This window comes from Rhodanobacter humi (genome assembly GCF_041107455.1).
Classification (GTDB): domain Bacteria; phylum Pseudomonadota; class Gammaproteobacteria; order Xanthomonadales; family Rhodanobacteraceae; genus Rhodanobacter_A.
Genome location: NZ_JBGBPY010000001.1, coordinates 2,857,722 through 2,872,327, shown reverse-complemented (window position 1 = coordinate 2,872,327; position 14,606 = coordinate 2,857,722). Strand labels below are relative to the sequence as shown.

Annotated in this window: 12 protein-coding genes; 11 read left to right on the top strand and 1 reads right to left on the bottom strand. The window is 66.7% G+C overall.

Annotated features, from left to right (window positions below; all coding sequences use genetic code 11):
- Positions 1-30 precede the first annotated feature (30 nt).
- The gene (locus AB7878_RS12705) at positions 31-1,428 is read right to left on the bottom strand and encodes an amidase (protein ID WP_369494723.1); all 1,398 of its coding nucleotides are present in this window, start codon (positions 1,426-1,428) and stop codon (positions 31-33) included.
- A 181-nt stretch (positions 1,429-1,609) separates the two neighbouring features.
- Here AB7878_RS12705 and AB7878_RS12700 point away from each other — a divergent pair, with 181 nt between their 5' ends.
- The 11 genes from AB7878_RS12700 (at position 1,610) to AB7878_RS12650 (ending at position 14,600) form a co-directional block, all read left to right on the top strand.
- Positions 1,610-1,867 carry a type II toxin-antitoxin system RelE family toxin gene (locus AB7878_RS12700; protein WP_369494722.1) on the top strand — a complete coding sequence of 86 codons (258 nt, stop codon included), beginning with the start codon at positions 1,610-1,612 and terminating at the stop codon, positions 1,865-1,867.
- The gene (locus tag AB7878_RS12695; protein WP_369494721.1) at positions 1,848-2,177 is read left to right on the top strand and encodes a helix-turn-helix domain-containing protein; all 330 of its coding nucleotides are present in this window, start codon (positions 1,848-1,850) and stop codon (positions 2,175-2,177) included. The genes AB7878_RS12700 and AB7878_RS12695 overlap by 20 nt, the downstream gene beginning before the upstream one ends.
- Before the next feature lie 112 nt (positions 2,178-2,289).
- Positions 2,290-3,900: an electron transfer flavoprotein-ubiquinone oxidoreductase gene (locus AB7878_RS12690; RefSeq protein WP_369494720.1), complete on the top strand. Its 1,611-nt coding sequence runs from the start codon at positions 2,290-2,292 to the stop codon at positions 3,898-3,900.
- Entirely contained in the window at positions 3,901-6,000 is a 2,100-nt protein-coding gene (locus AB7878_RS12685) for a glycosyltransferase (protein ID WP_439653795.1), read from the top strand. It abuts the gene before it with no gap.
- Between the two features lie 50 nt (positions 6,001-6,050).
- A complete protein-coding gene (locus AB7878_RS12680; RefSeq protein ID WP_369494719.1) occupies positions 6,051-8,114 on the top strand; it encodes a glycoside hydrolase family 99-like domain-containing protein in 2,064 nt (687 codons plus the stop codon).
- A 112-nt stretch (positions 8,115-8,226) separates the two neighbouring features.
- Positions 8,227-8,973 carry an electron transfer flavoprotein subunit beta/FixA family protein gene (locus AB7878_RS12675; protein ID WP_369494718.1) on the top strand — a complete coding sequence of 249 codons (747 nt, stop codon included), beginning with the start codon at positions 8,227-8,229 and terminating at the stop codon, positions 8,971-8,973.
- Positions 8,974-9,084: 111 nt separating this feature from the next.
- Positions 9,085-10,029, top strand: a complete 945-nt coding sequence (locus tag AB7878_RS12670) for an electron transfer flavoprotein subunit alpha/FixB family protein (protein WP_369494717.1) — start codon at positions 9,085-9,087, stop codon at positions 10,027-10,029.
- 111 nt (positions 10,030-10,140) lie between these two features.
- Entirely contained in the window at positions 10,141-11,598 is a 1,458-nt protein-coding gene (locus AB7878_RS12665) for a UbiA family prenyltransferase (RefSeq protein WP_439653794.1), read from the top strand.
- Positions 11,598-12,902, top strand: coding sequence for an FAD-binding oxidoreductase (locus tag AB7878_RS12660; RefSeq protein WP_369494715.1), 1,305 nt, complete (start codon positions 11,598-11,600; stop codon positions 12,900-12,902). The genes AB7878_RS12665 and AB7878_RS12660 overlap by 1 nt, the downstream gene beginning before the upstream one ends.
- A 2-nt stretch (positions 12,903-12,904) precedes the next feature.
- Positions 12,905-13,642 (top strand): SDR family oxidoreductase, encoded by a 738-nt coding sequence (locus AB7878_RS12655; protein WP_369494714.1) that lies wholly within the window; start codon positions 12,905-12,907, stop codon positions 13,640-13,642.
- A gap of 13 nt (positions 13,643-13,655) precedes the next feature.
- Entirely contained in the window at positions 13,656-14,600 is a 945-nt protein-coding gene (locus AB7878_RS12650; protein WP_369495762.1) for an NAD-dependent epimerase/dehydratase family protein, read from the top strand.
- Positions 14,601-14,606: the final 6 nt, after the last annotated feature.

The following is a 14,606-nucleotide window of genomic DNA, read 5'->3' as shown; positions in this document are numbered from 1 at the left end:
GCAGCCATGCCAAGGCAGCGGGCTTGGGCATCAGGCAATCGCGGGATAAACCGGATCGGCGTCCAGCGTGGCCGCACACACCGCCGCCAGTTCCAGCAGACGCAGATCCGAGCCACGCCCACCCACCAATTGCAGACCCACCGGCAGGCCGTTCGACAGCGTGCCCATCGGGATGCTCACCGCTGGGCAGCCGGCGAGGCTGGCGAAACTGGTGAGGTCGGCGTGGTTGTCCGGCTCCGTGCCGCCCAGCGGGAAGGCGCCGCAAGGCGTGGTGGGCAGCACCAGCACGTCGATCTGCGCGAACAGGCGGCGCATCTTCAACGTGGCCGCGTCCAGCACGCGGTCGGCCTTCGCGTAGTCCGCCGCGCTCTTGCGCGCGGCGTAGCCCAGCATCTCGCGGAAGCGCGACGAGACCGGGTGCGCGGCATCGGCCAGATCCTCGGCGTAGGTGCCCAGCATCTCGGCCTCCATCAGCAGCAGGCCGGCGCGGCGGGTGCGCGCGAAATCCCAGTCGGCGAAGTCCACCGTGCGGCGCTCGCCCAGCGCGTGGGCGAGCTTCGCCACGGACGACTCGAACACCGCCGCCACCTCGGCCTGCACGCCCACCGCGGCCAGATCCGGCAACAAGCCGGTGCGCAGCTTGCCCGGTTCCCAGTCCGGCAGCGCCAGAGCCACGCGGCGGCGGCGCGAGCGCGCATCATCGGCGTCGTAGCCGGCCAGCACCTGCAGCAGCACGGTGAGATCGGCCGCGCTGCGCGCGATCAGGCCCACCGCGTCCAGCCGCCGCGCCGCCGGCACCAGGCCGCGGGCGGAAATCTCGCCGTGGGTGGGCTTGAGCGCGTACACGCCGCAGTAGCTGGCGGGGATGCGGATCGAGCCCAGGCTGTCCGAACCCACCGCCGCCGCGGCCAGGCCCGCGGCCACCGCGGCCGCCGCGCCGCCCGAGGAGCCGCCCGCGCTCCAGCCATGCTTCCACGGATTGTGGGTGGGGCCGAAATGCGGATTCTCGGTGGCCGCGCCCAGCGCGCCCTCATCCATGTTGGTCTTGCCGACCAGCACCGCGCCCGAGGCGCGCAGCCGCGCCACCACGTGCGCGTCGTCCGTCGCCGGCTGATCGCGCCCGGGCAGGCCGGCGCGGGTGGGCCAGCCGGCGATGTCGAGGTTGTCCTTGATCGCCACCGGGATGCCGTCGAGTCGGCCGATCACGCCGTCGCGGCGGCGATGCTCGGCGGTGCGCGCCTGCTCCTGCAGCAGGCCGGGGCTCAGGCCCACGTAGGCGTTCAGCTGCGGATTGATGCGCTCGATCGCCTCCTGGGTCGCCTCGGCCAGCGCCTGCGGGTTGGTGCGCCCGGTGGCCAGCCAGTGCAGCAGCTGGCACACGGTGGCGCGGCGCAGGTCCAGGTCGGTGATCGGCGGCAGCGAACTCATCGGCATTCCTTGAGGCGAGTTGCTCCGATTATCGCCGCGCTCGATGAAGCGAATGCAAGCGGTGGCGCCGCAGAAAACCTCGTACAGACAGCCGAGGCCTCGCTTCCGCGCTCCCCCGATAACGTGCCCCATCTACCCCAACGATGCTTGATGAAACTTATTGAAGACTTATAATCGAGCCATGAACCGCATCGAATGGACGCCCAAGGCTGCCAGGCAATTGCGCAAACTTCCGCAACCTGCGCAGGTGGACATTCGCGACGCCGTGCAGGCGAAACTGCCGCAGTTTCCCCTCTGCACGGGCGTCAAGGCGCTGGTGAACCACCCATGCGGCTATCGGCTGCGTGTGGGCAACTATCGGGTGCTTTTCGACTTCGCAGGCTCGATCAAGCTGGTGCGCATCGAGGAGGTAGGCAAACGTGACGAACGCACTTACTGACATCCAGACCATCAAGGGCCCCGACGGCACCCCCGCGTATGTCGTGGTGCCCTACGCCGAGTTCATGCAGCGCTTCGCCGGCGCCGACGGTCTGATCCCCCACGAGGTGGTGAGCGCCACGGTGGACGGCGCCAGTCCGATGAAGGCATGGCGCGAACATCTGCGCCTGACCCAGGCCGAAGTGGCTGCGCGCATGGGCATCTCGCAGGCGGCCTATGCGCAGACGGAAGCCGCCAAACACCCGCGCAAGACCACGCTGGCCCGCGTGGCGGCCGCCTTGCATATCGCGTCGGAGCAACTGGACTTCTGACCGGCGTCGCGCAGCGCGCGTTGCCGCGCCACGCGCCATTTCGGACAATGGCGGACCTGACCCATACCGTGACGCACGCTCAAGCCGTGCAGCCAATACCCCGGGGAATGCGATGAGCGAACGCGAAACCATGGAATACGACGTCGTCGTGGTCGGCGCGGGTCCGGCCGGGCTGTCGTTCGCGATCCGGCTGAAGCAGCTCCAGCCCGACACCACGGTGTGCGTGATCGAGAAGGCCTCGACCATCGGCGCGCAAATCCTCTCCGGCGCCGTGATCGAGCCCGGTCCGCTGGACGCCCTGCTGCCCGGCTGGCGCAACGCCCCGCCGCCGATCTGCGTGCCGGCCGGTGAGGACGAGTTCTGGCTGCTCAGCAAGACCGGCGGCCGCAAGCTGCCAGTGCCGCCGGGCATGCACAACCACGGCAACTTCATCGTCTCGCTGGGCGCCATGTGCGCCTGGCTGGCGCCGCAGGCCGAAGCGCTGGGCGTGGACGTGTTTCCCGGCTTCGCCGCCGCCGATGTCGTCTACAACGAGGACGGCTCGGTCGCCGGCGTGCGCATCGGCGACATGGGCGTGGCGAAGGACGGCTCGCACAAGCCGGGCTACACCCAGGGCATCGACATCAAGGCCAAGGTCACCGTGCTCGCCGAAGGCGCGCGCGGCAGCCTCACCAAGCAGCTCATCAAGCGTTTCAAGCTGGACGCGGACAGCGACCCGCAGGGCTACTCCATCGGCATCAAGGAACTCTGGCAGGTGCCCGCCGGCCGCGCCACGCCGGGCAAGATCGTGCACAGCTTCGGCTGGCCCGCCGACAGCCACACCTACGGCGGCGGCTTCCTCTACCACCTGGACCAGGACCGCATCGCGCTGGGCTACGTCAGCGGCCTCGACTACAGCGATCCCAACTACCAGCCGTGGGAAGCCTTCCAGCAGTGGAAGAACCACCCGCACGTGAAGCCGCTGCTGGAAGGCGGCAACATCCTTTCCGCCGGCGCACGCGCCATCGTCACGGGCGGCTGGCAGTCGCTGCCGAAATGCGAGATGCACGGCGCGCTGCTGATCGGCGACACCGCCGGCCTGCTCAACGTGCCCAAGATCAAGGGCACCCACCAAGCGATCCGCAGCGGCATGCTCGCCGCCGAACACCTCGTCGCGAACGGGCTCAAGGCCGATGGCTTCGACGCGAAGCTGCGCGGCTCCGAGGCGATGGCCGAGCTGAAGAAGGTGCGCAACATCAAGCCCGGCTTCAAGAAGGGCCTGTGGTTCGGCATGCTCAATGCGGCATGGGAAACGATCACCGGCGGCCGCTCGCCGTGGACGCTGAAGAACAAGCCCGACTGGTCCAGCCTGCACAAGCTCGGCCAGCAGGAAGAACCGAAGCGCGACTACGTGCAGCGCGAACTGCCGCCGCGCGACCGCCTCGCCGGCGTCTACTTCGCCGCCACCGAGCACGACGAGGACCAGCCCATCCACCTGCACGTGGCCGACACCGACATCTGCGCCACCCGCTGCGTGGAGGAGTACGACAACCCCTGCACCCGCTTCTGCCCCGCCAACGTCTACGAGATGGTGGCCGACGAAAGCGCCCCGCACGGCAAGCGCCTGCAGATCAACTCCGCCAACTGCGTGCATTGCAAGACCTGCGACATCAAGGACCCGTACGAGATCATCACCTGGGTGACGCCGGAGGGTGGTTCGGGGCCGAATTACCAGAATCTGTGAGTGGTTGAGGGCAGTCCGCTGATCGGCAATCTGCACTGGCGACTCAAGCGCCTCGGCTACCTGTGGCAGCGTACGCGCGGCAGCCTTGCGCTGCGCGGCTGGCGCGGCACGCTGGCACGCATGCGGCAGGAATTCCAGTCACGACCTGAGCTGGACGAGGCCTTGGCGCTGCTGCCGCTGGACGAACCGTTCGCGCCGTTCGCACTGCCGGCCGGTGATGAGCCGCAGGTGTCGGTGATCATCCCGGTTCACGGCGAACTCGCCCATACCCTCGCCTGCCTGCGCTCACTGGCGAAACACGGTGCGCAGGCGCCGTTCGAGGTGATCGTGGTGGACGACGCCTCACCGGATGCCAGCGCCGTCACACTGGTGCAGGTCGGCGGCCTGCGCCTGCTGCGCAACGCCGCCAACCTCGGCTTCATCGGCAGCTGCAACGCCGGCGCCGCCGCGGCACGCGGCGAATTCCTGCTGTTCCTCAACAACGATACCCAGGTCACGCCCGGCTGGCTGGACGCACTGCTCGACTGCTTCGCCGAGCGCGCCGACTGCGGCATCGCCGGCAGCCGGCTGGTCTATCCGGACGGCCGCCTGCAGGAAGCTGGCGGCCTGGTGTTCGCCGACGGAAGCTGCTGGACCACCGGCCGTTTCGAACCACGCGACGTACCACTGTTCCGCTGCCGCCGCGAGGTCGACTACGTCTCTGGCGCCTCGCTGATGATCCGCCGCGAGCTGTTCCAGCGTGTCGGTGGCTTCGACGCACGCTACGCACCTGCCTACTACGAGGATGCCGACCTGGCGTTCGCGGTGCGCCGGCTCGGCCTGCGCGTGTACTACGAACCGGCCAGCACGGTGATCCACTGCGAGGGCATCAGCGCCGGCATCGACCTCAACCGCGGCATGAAGCGTCACCAGCGACCCAACCAGGCAAAGTTCGTCGACAAATGGACGGCCGAACTCGCCGCCCAGCCGCCCGCCGGCACGCCACTCGAACGCGCGATCCACTGGCGCCGGCGCGGCCGCGTGCTGGTGGTGGACGCGATGACGCCGGAGCCTGCGCGCGACTCCGGTTCGCTGCGCCTGTGCGCGATCCTGCGCCTGCTCGACGAACAGGGCTGGAGCACCGCCTTCCTGCCCGACGACGGCCGCGCCAGCCCGGCGGAGATCGACGCGCTCGGCGCGCTAGGCTGCGAAGTGTTGAGCAAGCCGTGGGTGGCGGACCTGCCGCGCTGGCTGCGCGAGCACGGCAGCGAACTGCACGCGGTGATCCTGTGCCGGCACACCGTCGCCGGCCAGTACGCCGGACTGGTGCGCCGGCACGCGCCGCAGGCAAAGCTGCTCTTCGACACGGTGGACCTGCACTTCCTGCGCGAGCGGCGCGCCGCCGAACTCGGCGGCAGCACGATCATGGCCCGCCAAGCCGAAGCCGCCCGCCGCAGCGAGCTGGCCCTGATCGAACAGGCCGACGTCAGCTTCGTGGTCAGCCCGCACGAACAATCACTGCTGGCGCGGCTGTTGCCACAGGCACGGGTGGAGCTGCTGTCCAACATCCACGACGTGCATGGCTGCCGGCACCCGCACGCGGGGCGCCGCGACCTGGTCTTCATCGGCGGCTATGGCCACCCGCCGAACAGCGACGCGATCCGCTGGATCGCCGGCGAGATCCTGCCGAAGCTGCGCGAGGCGCTACCCGACATCCGCGTGCACGTGCTCGGCGACATGCCGTGCACGGCACGGCACGAGCTGGCCGCGCCAGGACTCGAATTCCACGGCCGCGTGGCCGAGCTTGCGCCCTGGCTGGACAACTGTCTCGCTACGCTGGCGCCGCTGCGTTTCGGCGCCGGTGTGAAGGGCAAGATCAACATGTCGATGAGCCACGGCGTGCCGGTGATTGCCACCACCGTCGCGGTGGAAGGCATGCAGCTCGCCGACGGCGTGAACGTGCTGGTGGCCGACGATGCGGCCGCCATCGTCGCGGCGATGCGGCGGCTGCAGCGCGACGAAACACTCTGGCAGCAACTCTCCGCCCGCGGCCTCGACAACGTACAGCAGCACTTCTCCGCCGCCGCCGCCGCCGCCGTCCTGCATCGCGTGCTGGATTGACCGTGTGCGCGCCAACGCCGATGCTCCGGCATCACCACCGATAGACCACCATGTCCGCACGCGACTTCGCCAAACGCTGTCTGTTCACCGCGCTGCGCATCGGCTTCCGGCTGACCCCGATGCCAGGCGCCACGCGCGACCGGCTGCGCCAGCGCTTCCTGGATAGGCACGCCGGCCTGCTGCCGCAGGGGCCGCGCGGCCAGTCGGTCGAAGCGTCACAGGCCGAGCATCGGCCGCGCAGCCAGGCCGCCGGACGCGCGATCGGTTTCGCCCCCCGGCGTAACGGCACGCTGCCGACGCCGCTGCCCGCCACCGTGGTGGCGTTCTACCTGCCGCAGTTCCACCCGATTCCGGAGAACGACGCATGGTGGGGCGAGGGCTTCACCGAGTGGCACAACGTGACACGCGCGCTGCCGCAGTTCGAAGGGCATGCGCAGCCGCGCCTTCCCGGCGAGCTGGGCTTCTACGACCTGCGCCTGGCGGACACGATGCGCCGACAGATGCAGCTGGCCCGCGAGTACGGTATCGGCACGTTCTGCAGTTACTTCTACTGGTTCGCCGGCAAGACCCTGCTGGAAACGCCGCTGCAGCAATGGCTGGCCGACTCCACGCTCGACCTGCCGCTGTGCCTGTGCTGGGCCAACGAGAACTGGTCGCGGCGCTGGGACGGCCGCGCCGACGACATCCTGATCGGGCAGCGGCACAGCCCCGCCGACGACCTCGCCTTTATCGAACATGTCGCGCGCTATCTCGCCGACCCACGCTACCTGCGCGTCGACGGCAAGCCGCTGCTGCTGGTCTACCGCCCCGGCCTGCTGCCGGACCCGAAGGCGACCGCTGCCCTCTGGCGTGAGTGGTGCCGCGCCAACGGCCTCGGCGAGATCCATCTCGCCTACGTGCAGAGCTTCGACCGGGTCGATCCGCGCACGATCGGCTTCGACGCCGCGGTGGAATTCCCGCCGAACAACACCACGCCCGCGCCGATCACCGCGCGGCAACGCCTGCTCAACCCGGACTACCGCGGCGACGTGCACGACTGGCGCGAGCTGGCCCGCCAGTCCATGGCACAGCCCGATCCGGCGTACCCGCGCTACCCCGGCGTCAATCCGGGCTGGGACAACGAGCCGCGGCGCAGCGGCAGCGGCCGCGTGTTCGCGCATGCCTCGCCGCGCGGCTATCGCGACTGGCTGCGGCATGCCATCGGTGTTGCGCGGCGGCGCTTTCCAGCGCAGCCGCTGGTCTTCGTCAATGCCTGGAACGAATGGGCCGAAGGCGCCGTGCTGGAACCCGACAGCCGGCTCGGCCACGCCTGGCTGGAAGCCACCCGTGCCGCGCTGCAGCCCGCACCGGCGCCGGATCACCGCCCCTGTGCCGTGCTCCACGTCTGGTACCCGGAATTGCTGGACGAACTCGTCGCGGCGCTGCACGCCAGCGGCCTCGACTGGCGCATCGTGATCACTACTGCGCCCGAGCGCGAACGAGCAGTGCGCGAGCGAATTGCACGGCTCGGCATCGACGCCGAAGTCGAGGTATTCGAGAACCGCGGCCGTGACATCCTGCCGTTCCTCCACGTGGCCAACCGCCTGCTCGACGAAGGCGTGACCACCGTGCTCAAGCTGCACGGCAAGCGCTCCACCCATCGGCAGGACGGCGACATTTGGCGTCGCGAACTGCTGGAAAAGCTACTTGCACCTGAACGCGCCACGCGTATCGCGACCGCCTTCCGCGACGAGGCCACGCAGGGCTTGGTGCACGCCGAAGGCCATCGGCAACCACTCTCCGAATACATAGGTGCGAACAAGGACGGCGTCGACTATCTCATCCGCCGTCTCGGAATCCCGGCGCCACGAGCCGAACGCGTCAATTTCATTGCTGGCAGCATGTTCTGGTTGCGTCCCGCCGCCTTACGCCCGTTGCTGGACGCTCACTTGGGCGTAGATGAATTCGAGCCGGAATCCGGCCAGATCGATGGCACACTGGCTCATGCAGTCGAACGAGTGCTCGGACTGGCGGCGCAGGCGGAAGGTTACCGCGTCGCCAGCGCTGCTGCGCTCATTGGGCTGGACGAAGCTGCGAAGGCTCCTCCTTATCCTTACGCGCGGCGCAGCTGCTGAAAGCCTCCCACTAACTACCGCCCACAGCTTGGTTCGTATAGCTGCCTGAGACCGGGTAAAATGGCCGTCTCTGCGGCCCGCACAAGGGCTATTCATGAGTCTAGGAATCCCCATGAAGATACTGGTCGGCTACAAGCGTGTCGTGGACTACAACGTGCGCATCCAGGTGAAGCCCGACGGCACCGGCGTGGTGACCGATGGCGTGAAGCTTTCCGCCAACCCGTTCGACGATATCGCGCTGGAAGAAGCCCTGCGCCTGCGCGAGAAGGGCCTGGCTGAAGAAGTGGTGGTGGTAGGTATCGGCCCGGCCGACCTCACCGCGCATCTGCGCAACGGCTTGGCGATGGGCGCGAACCGCGCCATCCACGTCACCACCAGCGATGCCGTGCAACCACTCACTGCCGCCCGCACGCTCCTGAAACTGGTGGAGAAGGAACAGCCCGGCCTGGTGATCCTGGGCAAGCAGGCCATCGACGACGATGCCAACCAGACCGGCCAGATGTTGGCCGCACTTTGGGACCGCCCGCAGGCCACCTTCGCCAGCAAGATCGAGATTGCCGACGGCAAGGCCACGGTGACGCGCGAGGTGGATGCAGGCCTGGAAACCATCGAAGTGGACCTGCCCGCCGTCGTCACCAGCGACCTGCGTCTCAACGAGCCGCGCTTCATCAAGCTGCCCGACATCATGAAGGCCAAGAGCAAGCCTATCGACGTGATCGAGCTCGCCTCGCTGGGCGTCGACAACGGCGACCACCTAAAGACCACCCACTACGCCGCGCCCGCCAAGCGCAGCAAGGGCGTGATGGTGAAGGACGCCGCCGAACTGGTCGCGGCGCTGAAGCAGAAGGGCCTGCTGTAACTCCCACATCACCCGTAGGAGCGGCTTCAGCCGCGACCGGCTTAAAGGAATCGCGGCTGAAGCCGCTCCTACAGCGCTCCTGTCGAGATGCAAGACACAAGGAACCACGCCATGAGCAAGATCCTCGTCATCGCCGAACACCTGGACGGCAAGCTGAACCCCGCCACCGCGCGCGCCGTGAGCGCAGCCGCGGCGGTCAAGCCCGAAGCCATCGACGTACTGGTGCTGGCCGACAATGTCGCCACGCTCTCTGCCCAGGCCGCGAAGATCGACGGCGTGAGCCGCGTGCTCACCGTCGAGCGCGCCGAGAACGCCCACCCGCTGGCCGCCGTGCTGGCGCCGCAGATCGCCAAGGCCGCTGCCGGCTATAGCCACGTGTTCGTGCCGTCCACCACGTTCGGCAAGGACGTCGCCCCGCGCGTGGCCGCCCTGCTCGGCGTGGCCCAGGTCAGCGACGTGATGAGCGTGGAAGCGGCCCACACCTTCAAGCGCCCCATCTATGCCGGCAACGCGATCATCACGGTCGAGGCCGATGCCAGCTACACCGTCGTGGCCACGATCCGCTCGGCCTCCTGGCCTGCCGCCCCCACCGGCTCCAACATCGCGCCAGTCGAGGCGCTCTCCATCGACGCCGCGCTGCCCACGCATACCCGTTTCGTCGAACTGAAGCAGGGCAGCAGCGATCGACCGGACCTGCAGAGCGCCAGCAAGGTCGTCTCCGGCGGCCGTGGCGTAGGCTCGAAGGAGAACTTCGACATCATCTTCAAATTCGCGGACAAGATCGGCGCCGCCGTCGGCGCCTCGCGCGCCGCCGTCGACGCCGGCTACGTGCCGAGCGACCTGCAGGTCGGCCAGACCGGCAAGATCATCGCCCCCGAGTTGTACATGGCGATCGGCATCTCCGGCGCGATCCAGCACCTCACCGGCATCAAGGACGCCGGCACCATCGTGGCGATCAACAAGGATGGCGAGGCACCAATTTTCGAAATCGCCGACTTCGGCTTGGTTGGGGATCTGTTCAAGATCATTCCGGAGCTGAAGCAGGCGCTCGGCTGAGCTTTCAGTGCGTATATCAAACCTTCTTCATGTTGAGTTTGCATCTGCTGCCTGGTGGCAGAAAGACAGCCACGCTTGCCCGCAAGCAACAGAGATCGGAATGGAATTCGGATGACGCCTACAACGCAAGTGCCCACAGTGCAAAGACGAGAAGCCGTGATCGTGCCGCTATGCGTCGATCTGGATGGCACGCTGATACGCTCCGATCTGCTGGTCGAATCCGCACTGGCACTGCTTGCACGCAAGCCGCTCCTCCTGTTCGCCATGCCTATATGGTTGCTGCGTGGCAAGGCACGCCTGAAGCGGGAGATCGCGCGCCGGGTTGAACTCGATGCCACCACGTTGCCCTATAACGATGACGTGATCGCATGGGTGCGCGCTGAGCAGCAGAACCGCCCCGTGGTGCTTTGCACCGCGTCGGATGCCGCATTGGCCGGGCGAGTGGCCGCCCACGTCGGCGGGTTCGAGTCCACGATGTCAAGCGACGGCGCTCGAAACCTGTCCGGAGCCAACAAGGCGCGGGCATTGGTGGAGAAATACGGTGAACGCGGGTTCGACTACGCCGGCAACGCAGCAGTCGACCTCCATGTCTGGAAGTACGCGCGCTCTGCCATCGTCGTCGAAGCAAGCCCTCGTCTCTCGTTGGCAGCTTCCCGGGTAACCAGGGTCGAGCGTACCTTCGCCGCCCCGAAGGCGACACTACGCCAATGGGTCAAGGCGCTGCGCGTGCACCAGTGGATCAAGAACGTCCTCGTATTTCTGCCGCTGCTCGCAGCCCATCGGATGCTCGACGTCGATGCCGTTGCGAGCACGTTGCTGGCCTTCCTCTGCTTCAACTTGTGCGCGTCCAGCGTGTACCTGACCAACGACCTGCTCGACCTGGCAGCCGATCGCCAGCACCCACGCAAGCGGCATCGCCCGTTTGCAGCTGGCACGCTACCGCTCACGGCGGGGCCGATTGCCGCGATCGCCCTGCTGGTCGGCAGCTTTGCCCTGGCGTGGCTGGTGTCACCGGCCTTCATCGCGGTGCTGCTGGGTTACTACCTGCTCACCAGCGCGTACTCCCTGAAGTTCAAACGCATCATGATGCTCGACGTCGTGGTGCTTTCGCTGTTGTACACCACGCGGATACTCGCTGGCGCCGCCGCGCTCGACACGCCGCCGTCATTCTGGCTGCTCGCGTTTTCGATGTTCATTTTTCTCAGCCTGGCAATGGTCAAGCGCTACACCGAACTACTGGCGGCGCAGAAGGGCGGCAAGGTCAAGGCCAGCGGTCGCGGCTACGATGTGGAGGACATCCCGCTGATCCAGTCACTCGGTGGATCCAGCGGCTATTTGGCCGTGCTGGTGCTGGCGCTCTACATCAACAGCACCGCCAGCGAATCGCTGTACCGTCATCCGCAATATCTGTGGCTGCTGTGTCCGCTGCTGTTGTACTGGATCAGCCGCACCTGGGCCATCGCGCACCGCGGCATCATGCACGATGACCCTGTCGTGTTCGCGGTGAAGGACAACGTCAGCCGCGTACTGCTCGGTCTGGCCGCCGTGATCGCCCTGCTCGCCATCTGATGACCACGATCGGTCAATCCTGGGGACGCTATCCGCCCACCAAACAGTCCGTCGTGGCTGTCACCGACCGGCACGCCGAGTTGCCTGTCACGGGGGGCTCTCTGCTTCCCTACGGCAATGGCCGTAGCTACGGCGACAGTTGCCTCAACGACGGGGGCACGCTACTGCACGCGCGCGGCCTGAACCGCTACCTGAGCTTCGACCCCACCAGCGGATTGCTTGAGTGCGAGGCGGGGGTACTGTTCTCGGAAATTCTCGATCTGGTGGTACCGCAGGGATGGTTTCTGCCGGTGACCCCGGGCACCAAGTTCATCACCGTTGGCGGCGCCATCGCTAACGATGTGCACGGCAAGAATCACCACAAAGCGGGTACTTTCGGCCGCCATGTGCTGGCGTTTGAACTGCTGCGTTCCGACGGCAGTCGACTGCTGTGCAGCCCGACCGACCATCCGGACTGGTTCGCTGCCACCATAGGAGGCCTCGGCCTCACCGGGCTAATCACCTGGGCTCGCATCCAGCTGCGCCGAATCGCCGGGCCATGGATGAGCACCGAGGTTCATCGCTTCAAGGATCTTGCCGGCTTTTTTCGGCTGTCCGAAGACTCGGACCGCGACTACGAGTACACCGTGGCCTGGATCGACTGTGCGGCCAAGGGGCGCGCGCTGGGGCGCGGCCTGTTTACCCGCGCCAACCATGCGTCCGCTATTCCCGATCGCCGCCCGGCGGCCAGCACCCGTCGTCTCGGGGTACCGCTGGTTCCGCCGCTGTCGCTGATCAATCCACTCAGCCTGCGCACGTTCAACACCTTGTACTACCACCGCCAGCGGCAACCCATAGTGCATCTGACCACTCACTACGAGCCTCACTTCTACCCGCTGGACGGCATCGGCGATTGGAACCGCGTCTATGGCCCGCGCGGATTTTTGCAGTATCAGTGCGTGGTACCCCCAGCCGCCGCGGAAGCTTGTGTCGACCAGTTGGCACGGATGATCTCGGCCAGCGGTGGCGGCTCGTTTCTCGCGGTGTTGAAGCAATTTGGCCAGCTGCGCTCGCCCGGCCTGCTATCCTTTCCGCGCGCGGGCACCACACTGGCACTGGATTTCCCCAACCACGGCGAAACCACCCTGCGACTACTCGATCGCCTCGACGACGTGGTCGCAACCGCCGGTGGAGCCATCTATCCGGCCAAGGATGCCCGCATGTCCGGTCCACTGTTCCGCGCCAGTTTCCCTGCCTGGGAATCCTTCCGCCCATTTGTCGACCCGCGCTTCTCGTCCAGCTTCTGGCGCCGGGTCATGGAGTGAACATGCTCAATGTACTGATCATCGGTGCCACCTCGGCGATTGCCGAAGCCACGGCACGACGCTACGCCGCACGCGGCGCGCGGCTGTTCCTGGTCGCACGCAACACCACGCGGCTGGCCGATATTGCTGCCGACCTGCGCGTCCGTGGCGCCGTGGATGTCGGCGAGGCCATGCTCGACGTCTGCCGGTTTGATACACATGCCGGCGTGCTCGATCAGGCATGGAAGCAGCTTGGCAGCGTTGACGTGGTACTGATTGCGCACGGCACCTTGCCGAACCAGGGTGCGTGCGAGCAATCGGTGGAAACCGCCTTGGCGGAATTCGCCACCAACGGCACCGCCACCATCGCCTTGATGACGGCATTGGCACCACGCCTGGAAGCTCAGGGGCGCGGTGTCCTGGCCGTGATCTCCTCGGTTGCCGGTGATCGCGGTCGCCAGAGCAACTACCTCTACGGGGCCGCCAAGGCCGCTGTCAGCACGTTCGCCAGCGGCCTGCGCCAGCGACTCGCCAAAGTCGGCGTCAACGTGGTCACGATCAAGCCGGGTTTCGTGGATACGCCGATGACACGCGATTTCCGCAAGGGCGCGCTGTGGGCCTCTCCGGCCAGCGTGGCTCGCGGCATCGTGCGTGCGGCCGACCGCGGCAGCAGCGTGGTCTACCTGCCGTGGTTCTGGTTGCCGATCATGCTGATTATTCGCCACATTCCCGAATTCGTCTTCAAGCGCATCAATCTGTGACCTCCGCATGAGCATGATCGACAAACACGCCAAACTGGTCCTCACCGGAGCCGCCGGGCTGGTCGGACAGAACCTGATCGTGGAGCTGAAAGCCCAGGGTTACACGCAGATCGTCGCGATCGACAAGCACGCCTACAACCTGGAGATCCTGCGTCAGCTGCATCCCGATGTCACCGCCATCCTGGCCGATCTCGCCGAAGAGGGTGACTGGACCGAGGCATTTGCAGGGGCTGCCTGCGTGGTTCAGCTGCATGCACAGATCACCGGCAAGTCGCCGGACCTGTTCGTGCGCAACAATATCGATGCCACCGCCCGCGTGCTGAAGGCGTTGCAGGCGCACGCCGTCCCGTACCTGGTGCACATCAGCTCATCGGTGGTGGTTTCGGTGGGAGATGATGAGTACACCCGCACCAAGAAGACGCAGGAATCCATGGTGGTCGTCGGCGGCATCCCGCATTGCGTGCTCCGCCCTACCCTTATGTTCGGCTGGTTCGATCCCAAGCATCTGGGCTGGCTTTCCCGCTTCATGGCCAAGACGCCGCTGTTCCCGATACCCGGCGATGGTCGCTACATGCGCCAGCCCCTGTATGAGCGGGACTTTTGCCGCTGCATCGTGCGCTGCATCGAAACCCAGCCGGATGGCGCTGTCTACGACGTGGTCGGCGAAACCCGCATCGACTACGTAGATATCATCAAGACGATCAAGCAGGCCAAGCAGCTGCGTACGCCGATTGTGCATATCCCGTACGGGCTGTTCCACCTGCTGCTGCGGGTCTACGCGCTATTCAGCGGCAAACCGCCGTTTACCGCCGACCAGCTCAAGGCGCTGACCGCCGGCGACGAGTTCCACGGGATCGATACCGAAGAAGTCTTCGGCGTGCGCCAGACTCCGTTCGCCGAGGCCGTGCGCGAGAGCTACTGCGACCAGAAATACTCAAGCATCACACTCAAAAGATAGAGTGAT

Bases quoted from the DNA above. Each gene is read 5' to 3' on its own strand.
- AB7878_RS12705 (WP_369494723.1), bottom strand. From the start codon at position 1,428: ATGAGTTCGCTGCCGCCGATCACCGACCTGGACCTGCGCCGCGCCACC.
- AB7878_RS12700 (WP_369494722.1), top strand. From the start codon at position 1,610: ATGAACCGCATCGAATGGACGCCCAAGGCTGCCAGGCAATTGCGCAAA.
- AB7878_RS12675 (WP_369494718.1), top strand. From the start codon at position 8,227: ATGAAGATACTGGTCGGCTACAAGCGTGTCGTGGACTACAACGTGCGC.
- AB7878_RS12670 (WP_369494717.1), top strand. From the start codon at position 9,085: ATGAGCAAGATCCTCGTCATCGCCGAACACCTGGACGGCAAGCTGAAC.
- AB7878_RS12680 (WP_369494719.1), top strand. From the start codon at position 6,051: ATGTCCGCACGCGACTTCGCCAAACGCTGTCTGTTCACCGCGCTGCGC.
- AB7878_RS12655 (WP_369494714.1), top strand. From the start codon at position 12,905: ATGCTCAATGTACTGATCATCGGTGCCACCTCGGCGATTGCCGAAGCC.
- AB7878_RS12690 (WP_369494720.1), top strand. From the start codon at position 2,290: ATGAGCGAACGCGAAACCATGGAATACGACGTCGTCGTGGTCGGCGCG.
- AB7878_RS12650 (WP_369495762.1), top strand. From the start codon at position 13,656: ATGATCGACAAACACGCCAAACTGGTCCTCACCGGAGCCGCCGGGCTG.
- AB7878_RS12660 (WP_369494715.1), top strand. From the start codon at position 11,598: ATGACCACGATCGGTCAATCCTGGGGACGCTATCCGCCCACCAAACAG.
- AB7878_RS12665 (WP_439653794.1), top strand. From the start codon at position 10,141: ATGACGCCTACAACGCAAGTGCCCACAGTGCAAAGACGAGAAGCCGTG.